This window comes from Streptomyces africanus (assembly GCF_030816955.1).
In the GTDB taxonomy this organism is placed as follows: domain Bacteria; phylum Actinomycetota; class Actinomycetes; order Streptomycetales; family Streptomycetaceae; genus Streptomyces; species Streptomyces africanus.
The window spans coordinates 4,018,035-4,038,206 of sequence record NZ_JAUSYP010000001.1; the positions used below are offsets into that span (position 1 = coordinate 4,018,035).

General features: G+C 70.4%; 24 protein-coding genes. 11 read left to right on the top strand and 13 right to left on the bottom strand.

Translation table 11 applies throughout. From position 1 onward, the window contains the following. Positions 1–94 precede the first annotated feature (94 nt). The 5 genes from QF034_RS41520 to QF034_RS18615 all read right to left on the bottom strand — a co-directional run bounded on the left by QF034_RS41520 (position 95) and on the right by QF034_RS18615 (position 3,558). Complete coding sequence (locus QF034_RS41520) at positions 95–175, bottom strand: putative leader peptide (RefSeq protein ID WP_350310325.1); 81 nt, start codon at positions 173–175, stop codon at positions 95–97. Positions 176–379: 204 nt separating this feature from the next. Then, positions 380–1,120: an LmeA family phospholipid-binding protein gene (locus QF034_RS18600; RefSeq protein WP_307176041.1), complete on the bottom strand. Its 741-nt coding sequence runs from the start codon at positions 1,118–1,120 to the stop codon at positions 380–382. A 216-nt stretch (positions 1,121–1,336) separates the two neighbouring features. After that, on the bottom strand, positions 1,337–2,410 hold the full coding sequence (locus QF034_RS18605) for a hypothetical protein (protein WP_307176042.1): 1,074 nt from the start codon (positions 2,408–2,410) through the stop codon (positions 1,337–1,339). A gap of 3 nt (positions 2,411–2,413) precedes the next feature. Beyond that, positions 2,414–2,668, bottom strand: a complete 255-nt coding sequence (locus tag QF034_RS18610; protein ID WP_010036212.1) for a MoaD/ThiS family protein — start codon at positions 2,666–2,668, stop codon at positions 2,414–2,416. A gap of 38 nt (positions 2,669–2,706) precedes the next feature. Continuing rightward, positions 2,707–3,558, bottom strand: coding sequence for an alpha/beta hydrolase (locus QF034_RS18615; protein WP_307176043.1), 852 nt, complete (start codon positions 3,556–3,558; stop codon positions 2,707–2,709). Between the two features lie 172 nt (positions 3,559–3,730). Here QF034_RS18615 and QF034_RS18620 point away from each other — a divergent pair, with 172 nt between their 5' ends. The 8 genes from QF034_RS18620 (at position 3,731) to QF034_RS18655 (ending at position 10,289) form a co-directional block, all read left to right on the top strand. Beyond that, the gene (locus tag QF034_RS18620) at positions 3,731–4,510 is read left to right on the top strand and encodes a response regulator transcription factor (protein ID WP_307176044.1); all 780 of its coding nucleotides are present in this window, start codon (positions 3,731–3,733) and stop codon (positions 4,508–4,510) included. A 60-nt stretch (positions 4,511–4,570) separates the two neighbouring features. After that, positions 4,571–5,593: a LacI family DNA-binding transcriptional regulator gene (locus QF034_RS18625; RefSeq protein WP_307176045.1), complete on the top strand. Its 1,023-nt coding sequence runs from the start codon at positions 4,571–4,573 to the stop codon at positions 5,591–5,593. A gap of 99 nt (positions 5,594–5,692) precedes the next feature. Next, positions 5,693–6,685, top strand: coding sequence for a S1C family serine protease (locus QF034_RS18630; RefSeq protein WP_307176046.1), 993 nt, complete (start codon positions 5,693–5,695; stop codon positions 6,683–6,685). 26 nt (positions 6,686–6,711) lie between these two features. Further along, positions 6,712–6,888 carry a hypothetical protein gene (locus QF034_RS18635; RefSeq protein WP_307176047.1) on the top strand — a complete coding sequence of 59 codons (177 nt, stop codon included), beginning with the start codon at positions 6,712–6,714 and terminating at the stop codon, positions 6,886–6,888. Positions 6,889–6,993: 105 nt separating this feature from the next. After that, entirely contained in the window at positions 6,994–7,731 is a 738-nt protein-coding gene (locus tag QF034_RS18640; protein ID WP_306965752.1) for a response regulator transcription factor, read from the top strand. Then, positions 7,728–9,182, top strand: coding sequence for a sensor histidine kinase (locus QF034_RS18645; RefSeq protein WP_307176048.1), 1,455 nt, complete (start codon positions 7,728–7,730; stop codon positions 9,180–9,182). Before QF034_RS18640 ends, QF034_RS18645 begins: the two co-directional genes overlap by 4 nt. A gap of 59 nt (positions 9,183–9,241) precedes the next feature. Then, on the top strand, positions 9,242–9,574 hold the full coding sequence (locus QF034_RS18650) for an ArsR/SmtB family transcription factor (protein ID WP_307176049.1): 333 nt from the start codon (positions 9,242–9,244) through the stop codon (positions 9,572–9,574). Positions 9,575–9,608: 34 nt separating this feature from the next. Beyond that, on the top strand, positions 9,609–10,289 hold the full coding sequence (locus tag QF034_RS18655; protein ID WP_307176050.1) for an NAD(P)H-dependent oxidoreductase: 681 nt from the start codon (positions 9,609–9,611) through the stop codon (positions 10,287–10,289). 27 nt (positions 10,290–10,316) lie between these two features. Here QF034_RS18655 and QF034_RS18660 read toward each other — a convergent pair whose 3' ends face one another. The 3 genes from QF034_RS18660 to QF034_RS18670 are packed head-to-tail and all read right to left on the bottom strand — an operon-like array spanning position 10,317 to position 11,601. Continuing rightward, a complete protein-coding gene (locus QF034_RS18660) occupies positions 10,317–10,529 on the bottom strand; it encodes a DUF397 domain-containing protein (protein ID WP_307179915.1) in 213 nt (70 codons plus the stop codon). 20 nt (positions 10,530–10,549) lie between these two features. Beyond that, entirely contained in the window at positions 10,550–10,771 is a 222-nt protein-coding gene (locus tag QF034_RS18665) for a DUF397 domain-containing protein (protein WP_307176051.1), read from the bottom strand. Continuing rightward, a complete protein-coding gene (locus QF034_RS18670; RefSeq protein ID WP_307176052.1) occupies positions 10,768–11,601 on the bottom strand; it encodes a helix-turn-helix domain-containing protein in 834 nt (277 codons plus the stop codon). The genes QF034_RS18665 and QF034_RS18670 overlap by 4 nt, the downstream gene beginning before the upstream one ends. Positions 11,602–11,740: 139 nt before the next feature. On the opposite strand from QF034_RS18670, the gene QF034_RS18675 reads away from it, so the two are divergent. From QF034_RS18675 to QF034_RS18685, 3 genes are all read left to right on the top strand, one after another. Continuing rightward, positions 11,741–11,950 (top strand): hypothetical protein, encoded by a 210-nt coding sequence (locus tag QF034_RS18675; protein WP_307176053.1) that lies wholly within the window; start codon positions 11,741–11,743, stop codon positions 11,948–11,950. Beyond that, a complete protein-coding gene (locus tag QF034_RS18680; protein ID WP_307176054.1) occupies positions 11,947–12,228 on the top strand; it encodes a hypothetical protein in 282 nt (93 codons plus the stop codon). The genes QF034_RS18675 and QF034_RS18680 overlap by 4 nt, the downstream gene beginning before the upstream one ends. A gap of 80 nt (positions 12,229–12,308) precedes the next feature. Next, a complete protein-coding gene (locus QF034_RS18685) occupies positions 12,309–14,369 on the top strand; it encodes a pectinesterase family protein (RefSeq protein WP_307176056.1) in 2,061 nt (686 codons plus the stop codon). Between the two features lie 57 nt (positions 14,370–14,426). Here QF034_RS18685 and QF034_RS18690 read toward each other — a convergent pair whose 3' ends face one another. The 5 genes from QF034_RS18690 to QF034_RS18710 form a co-directional block, all read right to left on the bottom strand. Beyond that, a complete protein-coding gene (locus QF034_RS18690) occupies positions 14,427–15,449 on the bottom strand; it encodes a glycoside hydrolase family 5 protein (RefSeq protein ID WP_307176057.1) in 1,023 nt (340 codons plus the stop codon). Between the two features lie 162 nt (positions 15,450–15,611). Continuing rightward, the gene (locus QF034_RS18695; RefSeq protein ID WP_307176058.1) at positions 15,612–16,847 is read right to left on the bottom strand and encodes an LmeA family phospholipid-binding protein; all 1,236 of its coding nucleotides are present in this window, start codon (positions 16,845–16,847) and stop codon (positions 15,612–15,614) included. Positions 16,848–16,896: 49 nt separating this feature from the next. Beyond that, positions 16,897–17,604 carry a hypothetical protein gene (locus QF034_RS18700; RefSeq protein ID WP_307176059.1) on the bottom strand — a complete coding sequence of 236 codons (708 nt, stop codon included), beginning with the start codon at positions 17,602–17,604 and terminating at the stop codon, positions 16,897–16,899. Next, complete coding sequence (locus QF034_RS18705) at positions 17,585–18,712, bottom strand: Hsp70 family protein (RefSeq protein WP_307176060.1); 1,128 nt, start codon at positions 18,710–18,712, stop codon at positions 17,585–17,587. Before QF034_RS18705 ends, QF034_RS18700 begins: the two co-directional genes overlap by 20 nt. Beyond that, entirely contained in the window at positions 18,702–19,994 is a 1,293-nt protein-coding gene (locus QF034_RS18710) for a KAP family P-loop NTPase fold protein (RefSeq protein WP_307176061.1), read from the bottom strand. Before QF034_RS18710 ends, QF034_RS18705 begins: the two co-directional genes overlap by 11 nt. Between the last annotated feature and the right edge of the window lie 178 nt (positions 19,995–20,172).

Sequence of the window (20,172 nt, forward strand, 5' to 3'; positions counted from 1 at the left end):
ATGCGGGGCGCGCCCATGACGAGGGCGGCGCACGGGTGCCCTTGGTGCGGGGCGGCGGGGATGCGCGCGTCAGCGCATGGGCCGACGCGGTCGCTCAGAAGGTGCGACAGAGCATGGCGGCGACGCGGCACAGGTCTACTGCCCGCCGCTTCGTGAGATCCGCCTGTCGCTTCATGCCGTCGATCGTAGGGACGGTCGGGCACGCGTGTCACCGGGGTGTCGCATGCTGAGACGCGAAAATCCACGATGTGGGATCGGGGGCGTTCACGGAGGTGCGGGACAAGGCTTGTGCCCGAATGTATCCGCCGTCACATCTGCGCTACGGACATCACCGTCTCGCCCACCGGACATGCCAGGCCCGGTCCGTCTGGCGGCTTCCCTACCCGGCCAGGCGGACGTTGGAACCCTTCACCGTGATCTCGACGCCGTTCGGCGCGGCCTGGACCTTGTCCAGCTGGATGCCGCCCGGCAGGCCGTCGATCTTCTGCTGGAAGTCGGTGATGGCCCGGACGCGGGACTCGGCGATCTCGACACCGCCGAACTTGGGCAGGCCGTCGGCCTTCACCCGCACGGTGTCGCCGTCGATCACCGTCACCGAGCTGAGCACGGAGACCGGTTCGGGCAGCTTGGTGCCGAGGACGGTGGCCTCGACGGTGACCTTGATCTTGCCGTTGCCGCCGTCGGAGAGGCCGACGACGTTGGCGGTGACGCCCGGGGCGACCTGGGTGGGCTCGGACTTCGCCGTCTTCAGCAGCTCGTCGTAGGCGATGGTCGCGGTGCCGGTGGCGCTGGTGGCCGTGGCGGAGCTGTAGTCGCCGGAGAACTCGACGCCCTGCATGTCGGCCTGGAGATCGTCGATACGGATCTTCTGGGCGCCGTTGCCCGCGGCGGCCTCGTAGTTCTTGATCCCGACCTCGATGTCGTCCAGGGAGCCGCCGACGACCTGGGTGAGGAACGGGAAGCCCTTGATGGACACGTCCGGGGTGGCGGAGAGGTTCTCGGTGGTCTTCAGGCGGTCGGCGGCCTCACCCTCGGCGAAGTTCACGGCGACGCGGTCGGCGATCACGAAGAGCCCGCCCAGGATCACGACGATGATCAGCAGTATTCGCAGTGCGCGCATGCGGTGTTTCCCCCACCTAGGCGGTTGGACGGCGGTCCGGTGTTCGACGACCGAGCGGCCGTCCATGCGTGAGGGTAACTCCGTGGGAGGCGGGGGCTCCGGGTTTGTCGATCATCTGTGACAGCTCAGGCACTCGGCGTCGGTGCCGGGGCCGGGGCGTCGCGCCCCCGGCGGAACGGGGTGCCGCAGCGGCACGACTGCCCGCAGCTGGGTGCGCTAGACCAGGGCCCGCCCGAGTACGTAGACCACCGGGGCCGCGGCGGAGAGGGGCAGGGAGACTCCCGCAGTGAAGTGGACGAAGCGGGACGGGTAGTCGTAGCTCGCGACCCGGTGGCCGATCAGGGCGCAGGCTGCCGCGCCAGCGCCCAGGAGGGCGCCGGACGTGCCCAGGCCCGTCAGGGAGCCGGCCGCGACACCGCCGCCCGCCCCCGCGAGCAGCGCCACCACCACCGACACCGGGGTCGGCAGCGGCAGGGCGCGGGCCAGGACCGCGACCGCCACCGCGATCGCACCCACGGTCACCGCGTCCGCCTCGGCCGCCAGGTACCCGCCCGCCACGATCGCCAGCGCCGACGCCGCGACCGTCGCCATCAGGCCGTACATCCGCTCGTCCGGGTCGGCGTGCGACCGCAGCTGGAGCACCAGCGCCAGCAGCACCCACACCCCGAGCGTGCCCAGGATCGCCGAGGGCGAGCGGTCCGACGCCAGCAGCGCCGCGTCCGCGGCCAGCGCGCCCGCGAAGCCCAGTGCGATGCCCTGCCGCGCCGGCCACATCCCGTTCAGCCGGAACCAGCCCGCCGCGGTGACGGCCTGGAGGACGACGAGCGGCACCAGGAGCGCGTACGTGCCGACCGCCGCCGCGCCCGCCAGCAACAGCCCCAGCAGCGCCGTCAGCGCGGCCGGCTGCATCCCGGGCTCGATGACCGGCGACCGCCCCTCCGCCCGCGCCCGCTGCGCGTCCGTGACCCGCGGGTTCCCGGCGACGGTGGCCGGGCCGTAATCGGCAGCGGGAGAAGAGACAGGGGCCGCCTCAGGAGGAGCCCCGTACCCCTGCGGCGGCAGATACGCCGTCTCCTCCGCCGCCGTCACCTGCGCGGACACCGGCGACTGCGTCTGCGTCTCCCAGGTCTGCCCCTGCCACTGCTGCGTGTACTGCTGAGCGGCGTACGGATCGTCGTAACCCTGGTGCGCTTGCGGGTACCCCTGCTGCCCTTGCTGGTACCCCTGCTGCCCGTAGGGGTCATAGCCGTCGTAGCCGTCGTACGGCTGGTTGGTCGGCTGGTCGGTCATCGCTCACCCTCCTGCGAACGGCGGGAGCACCTCGACCGTGCCGCCGTCGGCCAGCCGTACCGTCTCATGTCCGCGGGTGCCCACGGGGTCACCGTCCACGAGGAACGAGCATCGCCGCAGCACGCGCTCCAGTTCGCCGGGGTGTCGCTCCCGCACCCCGTCGAGCGCCTCGGCGAGCGTGGCCGCCTCGTACGGCTCCTCGGCCACCCCGGCCGCGGCCTTGGCGGCGGCCCAGTAGCGCACCGTGACCTTTGGCATCTGCTTCCTCGATCTGCTTGTCGGTGAACCCCGTCAGGCTAGCCCGCCCGGCCCACCACCCACTCCCCGATCCGCCCCAGCAGTTCGTCACCCGCCGCGTTCTCGGCGTGCCCCATGCCCGGCTCCAGCCACAGTTCGCCCTGGTCGGCGGCGGCCGCGGCCAGCATGCGGGGATGGTCGACGGGGAAGTAGCCGTCGGCGTCGCCGTGCACGATCAGCAGGGGCGTGGGCGCGATCCTCGGTACCGCCTCCACCGGCGAGAGCGGGACCGGGTCCCAGTCGCGGTGGTGGATGCGCGTTCGGAGGCCGTAGCGGCTCACCACCCGCCCCTCCGGCCGCGTCACCAGCCAGTGCAGCCGGCGCATGGGGGCGGTGCCCCGGTAGTACCAGCGGGCCGGTGCGCTCACCGACACCACCGCGTCCGTCTGCCGTGGGTGCAGCGCCGCGTGCCGCAGCACCACCGAGCCGCCCATGGAGAACCCCACCGTCCCCACGCGCGCGTGGCCGAGCTCCCGGGCCCACTCCACCGCCGCCGCGAGGTCCAGCACCTCCCGGTCCCCGACCGTCGACCGCCCGCCGGACGCCCCGTGGCCCCGGAAGGAGAACGTGACGACGGCCCCGTACCGGGCGAAGGCCCGCGCCACCCGCCGTACGTGCGGCCGGTCCACGGCACCGGTGAAGCCGTGGGCGACGACGAACACGGGGTGATCGGCAGGCGTCCGGGACGTGTCGTATACAACCGCACCCGGGTCGTATACGGCGTCGATGGCCACGCCGTCCGACGTGCGCAGAAAGGTCCGCAATTGCGTCCGCACAGGCGTTCCCCGGGTCGTCTCGGAGTGCGGACGATCGGTGGAACGCGCCACATGACCTGCCGGTCCAGTGCTCATGTGGGCTATTCTGCTGGGCAGAGGACTCGGGCAGCGTAGCCCCCGGGTCCTTTTGTGCTTTCGGAAGCGTTGTATACGACGCGGGAAACCGCAGGTGTACGGGGCCTTCGGGATCGCAGAGCTGTGCTGTGCCAACAAACGTCCTCGCAGGGACCGAGGAGGAACCAGACGTATGAGTTCTCTGCTGCTCCTGACCAACGCCCTCCAGCCGTCGACGGAGGTGCTCCCCGCTCTCGGCCTGCTCCTGCACAACGTGCGAGTGGCCCCCGCGGAGGGCCCCGCCCTCGTCGACACCCCCGGCGCCGACGTCATCCTCGTCGACGGCCGCCGCGATCTGCCGCAGGTCCGCAGCCTGTGCCAGCTGCTCCGCTCGACCGGGCCCGGCTGCCCGCTCGTCCTCGTCGTCACGGAGGGCGGTCTCGCGGCCGTCACCGCCGACTGGGGCATCGACGACGTCCTGCTGGACACCGCCGGACCGGCGGAGGTCGAGGCGCGCCTGCGTCTGGCCATGGGCCGCCAGCAGATCGTCAGCGACGACTCCCCGATGGAGATCCGCAACGGCGACCTGTCGGTCGACGAGGCGACGTACTCCGCCAAGCTCAAGGGCCGCGTCCTCGACCTCACCTTCAAGGAGTTCGAGCTCCTGAAGTACCTCGCGCAGCACCCCGGCCGCGTCTTCACCCGCGCCCAGCTGCTCCAGGAGGTCTGGGGCTACGACTACTTCGGCGGTACGCGCACGGTCGACGTGCACGTACGGCGGCTGCGCGCCAAGCTCGGCCCCGAGCACGAGTCGCTGATCGGCACCGTCCGGAACGTCGGTTATCGATTCGTCACGCCGGAGAAGGTGGAGCGCGCCGCCGAGGAGGCGAAGGCCAAGGCGGCCAAGGAGAACCCGGACAACGCGGACGAGCCGGCCGATCTGGAAGCCGTCGAGTCGCGCAGCAAGGCGTAAATCGTACGGAAGCTCCTTTACGCCCTGCCCAGAGCGGGTATATCCGCGTAGACTCCGCGCGTGGCCAAGGTGACTCGGGATGATGTGGCGCGGCTGGCAGGGACTTCCACTGCCGTGGTCAGTTATGTCATCAACAACGGACCCCGGCCGGTCGCCCCGGCCACGCGCGAGCGCGTCCTCGCCGCGATCAAGGAGCTGGGGTACCGGCCCGACCGGGTCGCGCAGGCGATGGCGTCCCGGCGTACGGACCTCATAGGCCTGATCGTGCCGGACGCCCGCCAGCCCTTCTTCGGGGAGATGGCGCACGCGGTCGAACAGGCCGCGTCCGAGCGCGGCAAGATGGTGCTCGTCGGCAACTCCGACTACATCGCCGAGCGCGAGGTCCACTACCTGCGCGCCTTCCTGGGGATGCGCGTCTCCGGACTGATCCTGGTCAGCCACGCCATGAACGACCTCGCGGCCGCCGAGATCGACGCCTGGGACGCCCGCGTGGTCCTGCTGCACGAACGGCCCGAGGCCATCGACGACGTCGCCGTCGTCACGGACGACCTGGGCGGCGCCCAGCTCGCCGTGCGCCATCTGCTGGAGCACGGGTACGAGTACGTCGCCTGTATGGGCGGCATAGCGGAGACGCCCGTGGTCGGCGACCCGGTCTCCGACCACGTCGAGGGCTGGCGGCGCGCGATGGCCGAGGCCGGGATCTCCACGGAGGGCCGGCTCTTCGAGGCGCTGTACAGCCGCTACGACGCCTACCAGGCGGCCCTCAAGATCCTCTCCGGGCCGGACCGGCCGCCCGCGATCTTCTGCTCCACCGACGACCAGGCGATCGGCCTGCTGCGCGCCGCGCGCGAGCTGCGCATCGACGTGCCGGGCGAGCTCGCGGTGGCGGGCTTCGACGACATCAAGGAGGCGGCCCTGGCCGACCCGCCCCTCACCACGGTCGCCTCGGACCGGCCGGCCATGGCCCGCGCGGCGGTGGACCTCGTCCTCGACGACGGGCTGCGCGTGGCGGGAGCCCGGCGCGAGCGGCTGAAGGTGTTCCCGTCGCGGCTGGTGGTACGGCACTCCTGCGGCTGCGCCTAGCCCTTTCCGGGGCGTCTTTATATCGGGCATACGAGGTTCTGTCGGGCTTCTCAGGGTGCACTCAGGAAGCTCTCATGGTCGGGCTCCAAGCTCGGAGACATGACCGAGAGCTTCCACCGCAGTGGCGAGTACGAGAACCCTTACGAGGGTCAGCAGCAGGCCCCGGTGAACCCCGAGTGGCCGCCTCCGCCGGCGTACGCCCCGGCACCCGCTCCGAAGAAGCGCAACCGTGGCCCGGTCGCCCTGCTCGCCGCCGTGGCGATCGTCGCCGCGGCGATCGGCGGCGGCACCGCCTACGGCATACAGGAGCTGACGGGCAACGACACCGTCGCCTCCAGCTCCACCAGCACCAACGTGGTGCCGTCCGCCCAGAAGGGCACGGTCGCCGGGGTCGCCAAGGCGGTCAGCCCCAGCATCGTCGAGATCAGCGCCGCCTCCAACGCCGGTTCCGCCACCGGCTCCGGCGTGATCATCACGAGCGGCGGCGAGGTCGTCACCAACAACCACGTCGTCGCCGGTGCCTCGCAGATCAAGGTGACGACCAGCGACGGCAAGACGTACTCCGCCAAGGTCGTCGGCACCGACAGCAAGAAGGACCTGGCGCTGATCAAGCTGGAGAACGCCTCCGGCCTGAAGGCGGCGACGCTCGGCGACTCCTCGGGCTTGCAGGTCGGCGACCAGGTCGTGGCGATCGGCTCCCCCGAGGGCCTGTCCGGCACGGTCACCAGCGGCATCATCTCCGCCCTCGACCGTGACGTCACGGTCCCGACCGACGAGGACCAGGGCCGGCAGCCCCAGCAGGGCGACGGGTGGCCGTTCGAGTTCGGCGGGCGGCAGTTCAACGGCGACACCGGCTCGGACACCACGACGTACAAGGCGCTCCAGACCGACGCGTCCCTCAACCCGGGCAACTCCGGCGGCGCGCTGATCGACATGAACGGCAACATCATCGGGATCAACTCCGCGATGTACTCGCCGGCGGGCGCCGCCTCCTCGTCCTCCGACGCGGGCAGCGTCGGCCTGGGCTTCGCCATCCCGATCAACACCGTCAAGGCCGACCTCGCCAAGCTGCGGGCCGGCGCCACCGACTGAGTTCCACCGGAGCGAGGAGTACGGCGATGATCCAGCAGGTTCCGCACACGGTGCCGGGGGCCGACCCGGCGGGGTTCGCGCTGGCGCTGGCGGTGGCGTACGCACTGCACGCACCGGCGGCACGGGCGCCCGAGGTGGCGACGGTCAAGACGCGGGCCGCCCGCCGGGCCGCCGCCGCACGGCGCCGCACGGTACGGGGCTGATCCGGGGCTGGTCCTTCTCCCGGCCCGCCCCGCCGGCGTGCGAGGCTGAGAGCGTCAGCGACACCCCGTCCCGCCCCACCACACCACACCCGAGGACCCCGACCCATGAGCCCCGCAGACGGCGACCGTGACCCCCAGCGCATCCTGATCGTCGACGACGAGCCGGCGGTACGCGAAGCACTCCAGCGCAGCCTCGCCTTCGAGGGGTACGGGACCGAGGTCGCGGTCGACGGCGCGGACGCGCTGGAGAAGGCGGCGGCGTACCGGCCCGACCTGGTCGTCCTGGACATCCAGATGCCCCGCATGGACGGCCTGACGGCGGCGCGCCGCATCCGCGGCACCGGCGACACGACCCCGATCCTCATGCTCACGGCCCGCGACACGGTCGGCGACCGGGTCACGGGCCTCGACGCGGGCGCCGACGACTACCTGGTCAAGCCCTTCGAACTGGACGAACTCTTCGCCCGTATCCGCGCACTGCTGCGCCGCAGCTCCTACGCGGCGGCCGTGGGCGCGGGCTCTCCGGACGACGAGGACGTCCTCGCCTTCGCCGACCTGCGCATGGACCTCGCGACACGTGAGGTCACGCGGGGCGGCCGCCAGGTGGAGCTGACCCGTACGGAGTTCACGCTGCTGGAGATGTTCATGGCGCACCCGCGCCAGGTCCTCACGCGGGAGCAAATCCTGAAGGCGGTCTGGGGCTTCGACTTCGAGCCGTCGTCGAACTCCCTCGACGTGTACGTGATGTACCTGCGCCGCAAGACCGAGGCGGGCGGCGAGCCGCGCCTGGTGCACACGGTGCGGGGTGTGGGCTACGTGTTGCGGCAGGGCGGCGCGGAGTGAACAAGGTGGTACGCCGGTTCCGCTCGCTGCCGATCCGGTCCCGGCTCGCGCTGCTGGTGGCGGCGGCGGTGGCGTTCGCTGTGGCGGCGGTGTCGGTGACGTGCTGGTTCATCGTGCAGGGGAAGTTGTACGACCAGGTGGACAGCGACCTGGAGAAGTCGCTGCAGAAGCCGGGCCAGAACATCGCCATCCAGCAGGCGGTGGACAGTTGCACGCAGACCCCGCCGGGCGGCAACAGCTTCCGGAACAGTTCCTACTTCGAGGTCGTCAAGGCGGACGGGGACATCTGCGTCCACTCCAGCTCCGTGGGCCTGGTCAAGGTCACCGAGGCCGACCGGGACGTGATCAGGAACTCGCCCGTGGGGCGCGGCATCGTCCGCAACGGCACGGACGAGCACGGCAACGCCCTGCGCGTGATGACCGTACGGCTGGCGTCCGAGCAGCCCGACGCGCCCAACGCCGCGCTGATCCTCGCCCTGCCCCTGAAGAACACCCAGTCCACCCTCAACGACCTCGCACTGATCCTGCTGCTGGTCTCGGGCGTGGGGGTCCTGGGCGCCGGAGCCGCCGGACTGGCGGTCGCCCGGGCCGGACTGCGCCCCATCGACAAACTCACCGAGGCCGTCGAGCACGTGGCCCGCACGGAGGACCTGGGCATCCGCATCCCGGTGGACCAGGACAGCGAGGACGAGGTGGCCCGGCTCTCCCACTCGTTCAACTCCATGACCTCCGCCCTGGCCAGCTCCCGCGACCTCCAGCAACAGCTCATCGCCGACGCCGGCCACGAACTCCGCACGCCGCTCACCTCGTTGCGCACCAACATCGAGCTCCTCACCCGCAGCGAGGAGACGGGCCGCCCCATCCCCGAGGCCGACCGCAAGGCGCTCCTCGCGTCGGTGAAGGCGCAGATGACGGAGCTGGCCGCGCTCATCGGCGACCTGCAGGAGCTGTCCCGGCCGGACACGGGCCTGCACTCGGGCCGTACGCAGATCATCGCCTGGCACGACATCGTCGACTCGGCACTGCGGCGGGCGCGGCTGCGCGGCCCGGAGCTGACGATCACGGCGGACGTCCAGCCGTGGTTCGTCCGGGCGGAGCCCTCCGCTCTGGAGCGGGCGGTGGTCAACGTCCTCGACAACGCGGTGAAGTTCAGCCCGGAGGGCGGCACGATCGAGGTGCGCCTGTCCGAGGGCACCCTGACGGTCCGCGACCACGGCCCGGGCATCCCCGCCGACGAACTCCCCCACGTCTTCGACCGCTTCTGGCGCTCCCCGAGCGCGCGAGCGCTGCCCGGCTCGGGCCTCGGCCTGTCGATCGTGGCACGCACGGTGCAGCAGGCGGGCGGTGAGGTGTCACTGTCCCCGGCGGAGGGGGGCGGCGCGGTGGCGACGGTACGACTGCCGGGGGCGGCGATGCCTCCGCCGGACAGCCTCACCCTCACCGACGGATAGCGCGCACCCGATATCGATATATCGTGGTGTGTCGCACTGACGCGCGAGGAGGGTGGCACATGGCCGCGACGGCGGAACTGGATGCGGGCGACCTGATCGAGGCGTTCAAGGCCCTCGGCAACCCTGCCCGTCTGCAGATCATGCAGTGGCTGAAGGATCCCGAGGCGCACTTCGGCGAGTACGAACCGATCGCGGACCGCCGGACGGTCGGCGTGTGCGTCACGCACATCCAGGCGAAGACGGGACTCGCCCAGTCGACGGTCTCCAGCTACATGAGCACGCTCGAACGGGCGGGACTCGTGCGTCCCACCCGGGTCGGCAAGTGGACCCACTACCGGCGCGACGAAGAGCGGCTGGCACGGCTGGCACGGGCGATCGGCACCACCCTCTAATTGACGAATCGCGATACGTCGATATGATCTCCTCATGTCGACCTTCACTGCTGCGCCCACAGCCCTGATCGTTCACGCCCACCCCGAGCCCCAGTCGTTCAGCACCGCCCAGATGACCGCCGCCGCCCAGTGCCTGGGCGATGCCGGGTACCGGGTCGACGTCCTGGACCTCTACGCCGACGGCTGGGCGCCGGTGCTCGCCCGCGAGGAGTTCGCACCGGTTCAGGGCCCGTTCAAGCCGCAGGCCGAGCAGCTGCGGGCGGTCCGGGAGGGGACGCTCGACGCGGCCGTCAGAGCGCATCTCGACCGGCTGCTCGCCGCTGATCTGCTCGTGCTGTCGTTCCCGATGTGGTGGTTCTCGCTGCCGGCCGTCCTCAAGGGATGGGTGGACCGGGTCTTCGTGATGGGCGGAGTCTTCGGCGGGGACCACGGGCTCTTCGGGGACGCGGCGCTCGCCGGGAAGCGCGCGATGCTGCTGTTCACGACCGGCGGGCCCGGCGAGTCGTTCCGCCCCGGCGGCGCCTTCGGCCCGATGGACGACTTCCTGTTCCACATCCACCGGGGCATGCTGGAGTTCGTCGGCTTCCAGGTCCTGGAACCCGTGATCACGTACGGCCCCGCCCGGATGACCGACCAGGAACGAGCCGCGGCGCTGGAGGCGGTCAGGGAGTCCGTCGCGCGCGTCGCGGCCGACGCCGGCACCACCGTGGGCTGACGCCGACGCCGGCTGGGACGAGGGCCGTCACCCCTTGACGCCGGCCAAGAAAGACGCCCAGGGGCTTGCGCCGAACACGAGCACGGGGCCGTCTGGCTGCTTGCTGTCGCGGACGGGGACTATGCCGGGGCAGTTGTCGGCGACTTCGAGGCAGTTTGTGCCACCCCCGTCGCTGTACGACGACTTGCGCCACAACGACGCGCCGGCGTGCCTGGCCGATCGGGCCTTCTCGGCAGCGATCCAGTCGTTCGGCACGCGAGTCACCCGGAGATGTGCACGGTGCTGTCGCCCTTGACGCCGGCCAAGAAAGACGCCCAGGGGCTCGCGCCGAACACGAGTATCGGGCCGTCCGGCTGCTTGCTGTCGCGGACGGGGACGGTGTCGGGGTGGCCGTCGGTGACCTCCAGGCAGTTGGTCTGACCCCCGTCGCTGTAGGACGACTTGCGCCACACTGCGGTGATGAGGTCGAGGGTTCGGTTCATGATCTGCACTCCTCCAAGAGACGCTTGATGAACGCTGTCGACTCCTCCGGAGTCAGCGCCGCGTCCCTGACGAGATCGTAGGACCAACGGAAGGACAAGACCTTGTCTGGGTCGTCGATCAACTCGCCGAGGCTGTTGCCTTCCACGTAGGCAACGGGGTCACCGACTCGTTGCCACAACAGCGTGAGGTGGCTGTTCATGAGATCGTGCACGCCTGCCGCGTAGGGCAGTACCTGAAGTGCGACCGACGGCAACTCGGCCGCGTCCAGCAGGCGCGACAGTTGGTCGGCCCACACCTTGGCATCGGGCACAGGCCGTCGAAGTGCCCCCTCGTCCAGGATCACGCGAATGCTGGGTGCCGGTTCGCGGTACAGCAGTTCCTGCCGTCCCATGCGCAAGGCCACCTGTTCCTCGATCTCCTCGCTGTTGCCTGCCGTTGTCTGGCCTCTGGACAACCCTGACAACACCGTGCGGGCATAGTCCTCGGTCTGCAACAGCCCCGGCACCGCCAGCTGGAACATCCACATGACGCGAGCCGTCGCCTCAAGCTCCATGAACGCCTTGTACTTGTCCTTGATGACCTCCTTGCGGGCGTCCCGCCACAGGCGAACCAGCAGGTCACCGGACTCGTAGTAGCTGTCCAGGTCCTCCATGACCGTCCGCTTGGACAGGCGCTCCCCCTTCTCCAAGCGGTAGAGGTAGCTCTTGTCGTACGCCGTCTCCGCCGACAACTGCGCGAGCGTCTTGCCTGCCTTTTCCCGCAGGAACCGCAGCGTCCGCCCGAGCTCGGCACGCCTCGACTCCCGCTCCCCGTCAACGAATTCGCCCATGTCACCCCTCGCCGTTGCCTGGCGCTCAGACAACGCCAGCCCTCTTCCAGAGCGTACGCGCGACCAGTGACGATGAAGCCACGAACGGTAATCACCGCTCGTCAAACCCCTGCCTCCTGCCCTGAGAAGGGACACTTCCGTGCGCCTGCGTATCGCTGAACTCTGCGAAGCGGTCCTGCTGCTCCTCGTGCGGAGTCTGCTGCCCGCCCGAGGGCGTCACCGAGCCACGTCGGCCCCGCCACCGCCGACACCCAGTGCCCTCCCGCTCCCCCTCGTAGCGGAGGAGCCCCTGGTGATGGACACCCCCCTCGTACGGCCGTACCTCAACAACGTGGAGGTGTTCGCATGAGGCTGCTCCCCTGGACCGGCGCCGACGGCAAACCCTGTTACCTCAGCACCGACGACCCGGACAGCCTCCTCTCGCGGCTCGCCGACGACATCGAGGCCGCTCAGCTCGCCTCCGCCGAACAGGTCCTGGCCGGCGCCGAGGCCGTACTGCGCGACACCAAGGCCGGTGAACGCGCCGTGCGTTTCGCCTTGGTCAGGGCGCTGGAGTCGCTGGGAGACGTGCTGCGCGTGGCCGTCAGTCGCGGGGAGCGCGTCGATCCCAAGTCCCGTACTCGGTAAGGCTCATAGCGCGGCAACCTTTCCTCCCCCCGCGGCAACCCACCCCCGGATCATCCCCCCGCACGGAACGGATTCGCCGCATGAGTGAGCTGCGCAGCAAGCCCCGGCACCGCAGAAGCCGCACGGCCCTGGCGGTCGGTGTCCCGCTGGCCCTGACCGCCGCCGGCACCCTCGCCTACGGCACCGACCTCGGCGTTCTCGGCTCCACCGCCCAGCAGGCCTCCGCCGCCGCCCCGTCCTGGGCCGCCGACACCGCCGACGGGTTCGCCTCCGTCAACTCCCTCGGGCAGAACGGGACGTACGGCGGCCGGGACGGCAAGACCGTCACCGTGAAGACCCAGGCCGACCTGGAGAAGTACGCCACGGCCACCGAGCCGTACGTCATCGTCGTCGCCGGCACGATCAACATGAACCCGGTCGGCAAAGAGATCAAGGTGCAGTCCGACAAGACCATCGTCGGGTCCGGGACCTCCGGGCACATCGTCGGAGGCGGGTTCTTCCTCGGCCAGGGCGTGCACAACGTGATCATCCGGAATCTGACCATCCGGGACTCGTACCAGGGCATCTGGAACGACAAGGATCACGATTTCGACGCCGTTCAGATGGACGGCGCCCACCACGTGTGGATCGATCACAACGATCTGCGGCACATGGCCGACGGGCTCATCGACGTCCGCAAGGACAGCACGAACGTCACCGTCTCCTGGAACAAGCTGAGCGACAACAACAAGACCTTCGGCATCGGCTGGACCGAGAACGTCAAGACGGACATCACGATCCACCACAACTGGTTCCGCGAGACCGAGCAGCGCAACCCGTCCACCGACAACGCCGCCCACGCGCACCTCTACAACAACTTCCTGGAGGACGCCCCGGGCACGGACATCAACTCCTCGTACGGCAACTACTCGCGCGGCGCGACGAAGATGGTCCTGGAGAACTCCCTCTTCCAGGGCATGAAGAACCCGGTCATCAAGGACAGCGGCGCCGCCATCGTCCAGCGCGGGAACTCCTTCTCCGGCACCAGCGGGCGCAACGAGAGCGGCGGGACCGCCTTCGATCCGAAGGCCTTCTACCCGTACTCCCTCGACAAGGCCGCCGACCTGCCGTCGGTCCTCAAGGCCGGTGCCGGGCCCCGCGCTTCCATCGGCACGACCGCCGCCGCCTCCACCAAGGCCGCCAACGCCACCACCCTCACCGTGGCCAAGGACGGCAGCGGGCAGTACACGACCGTGCAGGCCGCGGTGAACGCCGTACCGGCGAACAACCCGTCGCGGGTCGTGATCGCCGTCAAGCCGGGGACGTACCGGGAACTCGTCAAGGTGCCGTCCAACAAGCCGCACGTCACCATCCAGGGCACCGGCGGCAGCCGCAAGGACACGACGATCGTCTACAACAACGCGTCCGGTACGCCCAAGCCCGGCGGCGGCACGTACGGCACGGGCGGCAGCGCCACCGTCGCCGTCGAGGCCGACGACTTCCAGGCCCGCAACCTGACCATCTCCAACGACTTCGACGAGAAGGCCAACCAGAACCTGAGCGGGCACCAGGCCGTCGCGCTGCGGACCGCCGCCGACAAGGTGTTCCTGGACGGGATCATCGTCAGCGGCGACCAGGACACGCTGCTCCTCGACACCGCCGCCAAGGACCGGCTGGGCCGGGTCTACGTCGCCAACTCCTACGTCATCGGCAACGTCGACTTCATCTTCGGGCGGGCCACGGCCGTCGTCGACAAGTCCGTCATCACGCTGAAGAAGCGCTGGGACGGCACCTCGGCCGGCTACGTCACCGCACCGAGCACCGCCGCGAACCGCAAGGGCATCCTGATCGCCAACTCCACGGTGAACGGCGATGTGTCGGGCGGCAGCTTCTACCTCGGCCGGCCCTGGCACGCGGGCGGTGACGCCTCGCTCGACCCGCAGACCACGGTCCGCAACACCAGCCTGAGTGCCGCGATCAAGTCCACGCCGTGGACCGACATGAGCGGCTTCTCGTGGAAGGACGACCGGTTCGCCGAGTACAAGAACACCGGTGCGGGGGCGGGTTCGGCGAGCTCCAACCGGCCGCACCTGACCGACGCGCAGGCCGCGGACCAGGAGGTCGCGGACTGGCTCGCGGGCTGGACGCCCTCGGCGTCCTGACGGCTCCCTTCCGGGTCCGGCTGACGAGCGGCGCCGGACCCGGAAGGGCCACCATCCCTACTGGTTCCAGGCGTAGTGCAGCCGGTCCAGGCCGCTCTGGTTGTTCACCGTCAGGCTGAGGTTCGTGCCCGTGCCCTGGAGCGTGGTGAGGGAGTAGGTGTCACCGTTGCGCAGGCCGGGCCAGTACACCGAGCCCAGGCCCAGTTCGCGGATGGTGTCGGTCGCGGCCTGGATGTACGCGACCTCGTTGGAGCCGTTGACCGGGCCGTTGTAGTCCAGGCCGGTCGTCATGGACGCGCCGAACTCGTCGAGGATCGTGCGCGAGGCGCAGTCGCCGATACGCGCCTTGAAGTCCTGCTTCCACTGGTCGACGCTGGTCCAGTCGGTGTGCCAGAAGCCGTAGTTGTGCAGGGCCAGCCGCGTGCCCTTCAGGCGCGGGTCGGCGCAGACCGGCTTGACGTCCTCGCTGTACTTGTACCCGCCGATCACCATCCGGTCGCGGGGCACGTTGCCGTGGGAGGCCACCCACTTCGCGGCGATGTCGGTCCACTCCTGGGCGGTGTAGCCGAACGGCTCGTTCATCGGCTCGAAGTACACCTTGGAGTTGCGGGCGTAGGCGGAGGTGATCCGCGCCCACATCTGGTCCCAGGAGGCCTTGTTGTCGATCTTGCCGTCCTTGGCGTTGTCGGCCTCCCAGTAGCCCAGGATGACCTTGAAGCCCTTGGCTGTGGCGGCGTCGATCGCGCCCTGGTACGACTTCCAGAACGGGCCGTTCACGGAGGTCGGGTTGACCGGGAGGCGGACGGTGTTGGCGCCCAGCTTGGAGAATCCGCCGATGATCGCCTTGGACTTGGCGTAGGTGGTGGCGTAGCTGTCGGACGTGGACAGGCCCGAGGGCACGACCGCGTCGTGGGCGTAGTTGTCGCGCGGGTCGGCCCAGTTGACGCCCTTGAAGTCGCTGACGGGCGGCGGGGCGGTGGTGGAGGCGGCCGCGGGGGAGGCGAGAGCTCCGCCGAATGCCGTGACGCAGGCGAGCAGGGCCCCCAGGCCGGCTGTCCCCCGGTGAGTCTTTCGTGACACGACGTCCCCTTCTGAGCAGTTGTGTTCCGCGAGACCTCGCGCACAGAGCGGCGGCTCGTTGGCTCCCGCAAACTAGAAGAGGACTCGAACAGAGGTCAACACATCTGCTCACCAAATTTCATCAAGAACGCAGACCGCCCGGAACCCAGCGGGCCCGCCGGGCTACGACCCCACGTTCAGCCCCGAGCCCGACACCCGTACCCGGATGCCGTCCTCCTCCACCCGTACGTCGTCCAGCCGTACGTCCCCCTGCTCCGGCTTCGGCAGTTCGAACGCCAGCGCCAGCCGGTCGGCCAGGACCGGGCGGGTCAGACCGGACAGCTCGTCGAGGAGGTTGGGGTCGAGGCCGATGCGGCGGAGCACCTCGGGGTTGTCCAGGGCCAGGTCGATGAGGTTGAGGCGCTCGGCCTGGCGGGCGAACTTCGGGGAGCCGGTCAGCTCGGTGAGCTTGCCGTCGTCGGCCAGGGCCTCGCGCACGGTCGCCTGGGGGACACCCATCCGCTGCACGATGGCCGGCACCGACAGCAGCGCCTTGGCCTTGCGGGTCTCCCGGGCGAGGTCGGCGGTCCCCTTGGGCGTCAGGTGCAGGCCCTCGGAGGCGCGGGTGCCGGGGCGGTAGGTGGCCAGGTCCCCGATGTCGAGCCGCATGCCGCCGATCTCCGTGGCGATGCCCCGCTCGCCCTGCCGCTGGATCCGGGCCTCGGCGCGCAGCCGCAGATCGTGTCCGGCGACGGGCAGGGTGCCGCGGGCGCGGACGCGGTCGCGGCCTTCGCCGGTGAACGTCACCTGGGAGGCGCCGAGTTCGCGGTTGAGGTCCTCGAAGGACAGCAGGACGTCCCCGTCGAACCGGGGGACGTGGGCGCCGCGCACGGACGTGAGGCCGTCGGCGTCCAGCCGGATGTCGTGCGCCGTGGCCGACACCTTCGCCAGGGAGACCCGGTCGGCGGCGACGTCGGGGACGGTCACCTTCACCGAGTCCAGCCGCTTGTCGGCGAGTTGGGTGAGGAAGGGGAACCCGCCGATCTCCACCTCGGGCGCCGCCGCGAGGTCGAGCCGGTCCTTGAGCGTGTCGGCGGCCCGGTGCTCGGCGTACAGCACGGCCCAGCGGTCGCCGAGGGCGGTGAAGGCGGCGAGCACGACCAGGCCGACCACCGCCTTCATCGCGAGTGGCAGCCCGGCGAAACGATTCCGCCGACGCCGGCCGCCACGCCGGTGGTCGGGCGGCGTCCACTGCGGTTCCGCCTCGTCCCGCTGCTCGGCCTCCTCGCCGAGGAAGTCCTCCAGAGGGGTTTCCTCCAGCGGGCCGTCGTCGAGCGCGCCGAGTTCCTCGTAGGGGTTGCGAGGCTGGTCGGAGCGGTCGTGGGGGTATTGCGTGTCCATGCGGTGGGGGGTGCGCATCGTCTCATCCGACCATGCGCACCGCCCCTGACCGCAACCTGAACCCCCGCTATGCGACCGATGTCACGGATGCCGGCGCCTCGGAGACGAAGCGCTCCACCTCCTGGGCGCGGTCGTCCATCTGCGCGGTGATCCGCTCCGCCACCTGCGCGACCATGCTGGTCACTTCGGCGGGATCCAGTTCCGCGTTCCGCAGGGTCGTACGGATGAGCTTGCGGGCGCCTGCCTCGGTCGCCTTCGGGAGACCCAGTGCCACGGCGGTGATGGCTCCCGCGGCGCCGAGTTTCATGAGCATCTTCGTTCCGGGCGCCAAGATCCGCACCACGGTGGAGAGTACGTGTCCATTCTCCTCGAACGTCCTCAACACGGACTGCGCCGCTCGGAGCGTGCGCCACATCGGACGGATCCGGGCGCCGATGGCGGTCCCGATGATCCCGGGCAGCTCGAGATCCAGGGTGAAGCGGTCGTCCCGGATGTCGTACGAGCGGCAGATGTCGAGTGCCATCGGGGTGAGCTCGGTGTTGAGCCGTACGCGCAGGCGGGCGAGGACCTCGTCCATGCCGGTGAGGCGGCGGATGAGCGCGTCGATGTCCTGCTCGTCCTGCGGGTCGGCGTGCTCGTCGTCGGCCCTCTCCAGCAGGCGGGTCAGCAGGGTGTTCCTGGCCTCGTCGAAAGCGGAGAGCAGGCCGGCGCGGATCTTCTCCCCGAACTCGGGGCGGTTCTTCAGCGTCTGGATGTCACGCCGGAACCGGGCCACGTTGACCCGGTGGCGTCCGACGCTGGCGAGCCCCCGGGTCACCGACAGCGAGGGGTCGGTGTCGTTCTCGACGGTGGCTCCGGGGAACGCGTCGAGACACAGCCGGCGCACCACGGGCATGCGGGAACCGCCCCCGGTGAGTACCACCAGCTCGGGCCCGTCCGCGCCGAGCAGCTCGCGCACCTCCGCCAGGACACCCGCGAACCGCTCCGCCCAGCCGCCCCGGTCGCGCACCACGTGCTCGGGGATGTTCTGCTGTCTGAGCCAGCCGATGGCGGGGACCAGGAACGGCGTGAACCGGCGGTCGCAGCCTGCCCGGAGATCCTGGAGGCGTACGTCGTCCCCGCCGAACTGCGCCTCCTTGGCCCGGGCGGCACACGAGCCGCAGCATCTCCGGCGCGCCGTCCTTGTCGAGCGCCGCGGTGAACTGCTCGTTCGCCTGGAACGCCGCCCGCACCCGCTCGACGAGTTCGTTGTCGATCAGGGCGCAGCCGAGGTCGGAGCCCACCGGCAGGTTCCGCGGGACGAGGTCGGCCACGAACGTGAAGTCGGTCGTGGAGGAGCCGATGTCGACGACCAGGACCCGGTCGAGCCCGCGCGGGTCACGCCGTCCGGCCCTGCGGTCCCTGACGTGGACGAGTGCGGACTGGGACTCCGCGACGAGGTGGACGGGCAGCCGCATCGACGCGAAGTGCTCGCGGTACGCCGCGACCGAGGCGGCGTCCCAGCCGGTGGGGTGGCCGACGTACACCGCGCAGTCCTCCCTGACCTCCGGGTGCGCGGCGAAGAACTCGGTGAGGAGGACCTGGGCGAACTGCACGGCCTCCGGGACGACCAGCCCCTCGGGATCGGGCCGCGTCTTGAAGTTGACGCTGAAGTGCAGCGCGTTCTTCGCCAGCACCGCGGCCTCGCCGATGACGTACCGATGCCCGTCCTGCTTGAGGGGTTCGCGCCCCAGGGCCGTCACGATGGCGGTGCCCTCGGTTCCCCGGGCGTAGATCTCCGCCTTGCCGCGCCCGTGCGTGGGCAGCCGGCACAGGGAGCTCTCCCCGTCGCCGAGGTCCAGGCCGACGGCGTACCGCACCTCGGATTCGCCGTCACCCTGCATGCGCGTCGCCCTCGCCGGTGAGCCCTCCGCCGGTGACGGTCAGCACCTCGGTCAGCAGTCTGAGCACGCTGGCCGTCGGAGGAGGCGGGAAGGAGAATCCCGTACGCCGGGACGACACGGCGGCGATCAGCCGCCGCACCCCCGGGTTCCGCGCGGCGAGCTCCCCGTCCCGGCCGCCGAGGTCCGACTTCGTGAACTCGGCGTCGTCGAACCGGGTCCAGACCCCGGGATCGTTCTGCAGGGCCGAGAAGAAGTCCGGGAACTTGATCTGGAAGGCGAGCAGGACGCCCGCGTGCAGCAGGCGGTCGCTGCCGGGCCGGCCGTCGTGCTGCTGGAGCGTGCGGACCGTGTGGTTCAGGCCGTTGATGAAGCGGCGCACCCGCCGCGGGTTGGCCGCGAACGCGACCTCGATGAGCTCCCAGAGCTCCCGCGAGGCACCCACCGCGGGATCCGTGACCTCGCTGCTGAGCTGCTGGTACAGCAACTCGAAGGGGATGCCCGGCAGATGGAACGGGAAGTGGATCAGCTTCTCCAGGTACTGCCGCCCGCGCGCGCCGTCCGTGCCCTCCCGGTCGAACCGCTTGGCGGCGGCCTCCGCGACGACCTGGTAGTCCATGGCGAGCACGAAGACACAGGAGCCCTCCCCCAGGAAGAGCTTCAGGGAGTCGAGCACGGTGATCGCCGCTTCCTCGTGGCAGCGGTCCAGGTCGTCGACGAACAGGACGAGCCGGCCGCCGTCGGAGTAGATGTCGACGACCTCGCGGAAGTCCTGCTCGAAGCGGTTGACGTGCAGATACGTCTCCGCCCCCGGTGCGGTGAGGGCGCTCTGGACGGCGTCGACGTCCTCGGCGGCCAGGAACCCCGCCGTCAGCGGACCGGCCGCCCTGCGGGCGAGCAGCCAGGCCGCCGCCCGGCTCAGCCGCTTGACCGTGTCCAGCGCCGCGGAGAGCCGCTCCTGCCGTGTCTCCTCACCGGCCTCCCGCCGTCTGTCGAGGTCGACGGCTATCTCGGTGAGGACGGTCTGGATGAGGGCGTGCCAGATCTCGTCCTTCTGGTCGTACTTCCAGGGGTTGAACCAGACGGTCCGCACGCCGCGTTCCTTCAGCAGGCCCTCGCAGACCTTCATGAAGCTCGACTTGCCCATGCCCCAGGGGCCGAAGACGCCGATGGTCAGCGGCAGCCCCTCGGCGGTCGTGATCGAGTCGCAGAGCACCTTGGCATGGGTGCCGAACCCGAACCGGTCTCCGTCCGGCCCCGAGATCGGGTTGTCGGGCAGCAGCATGGTCACCCCTCACCGACGCCGTGCGTCTCGGCCACGGTGACCGGTTGCTGACGGCGGGTCACTCATCGTGCCGCAACGGGTCTGACCTGGGCGGGGATTCGACCGAAATACCAGGACGTTTCCGGTACGGGGTCGCGTGCGCACGCCGGAGGGGGGAGGGGCCCGGCGATCGCCGTAA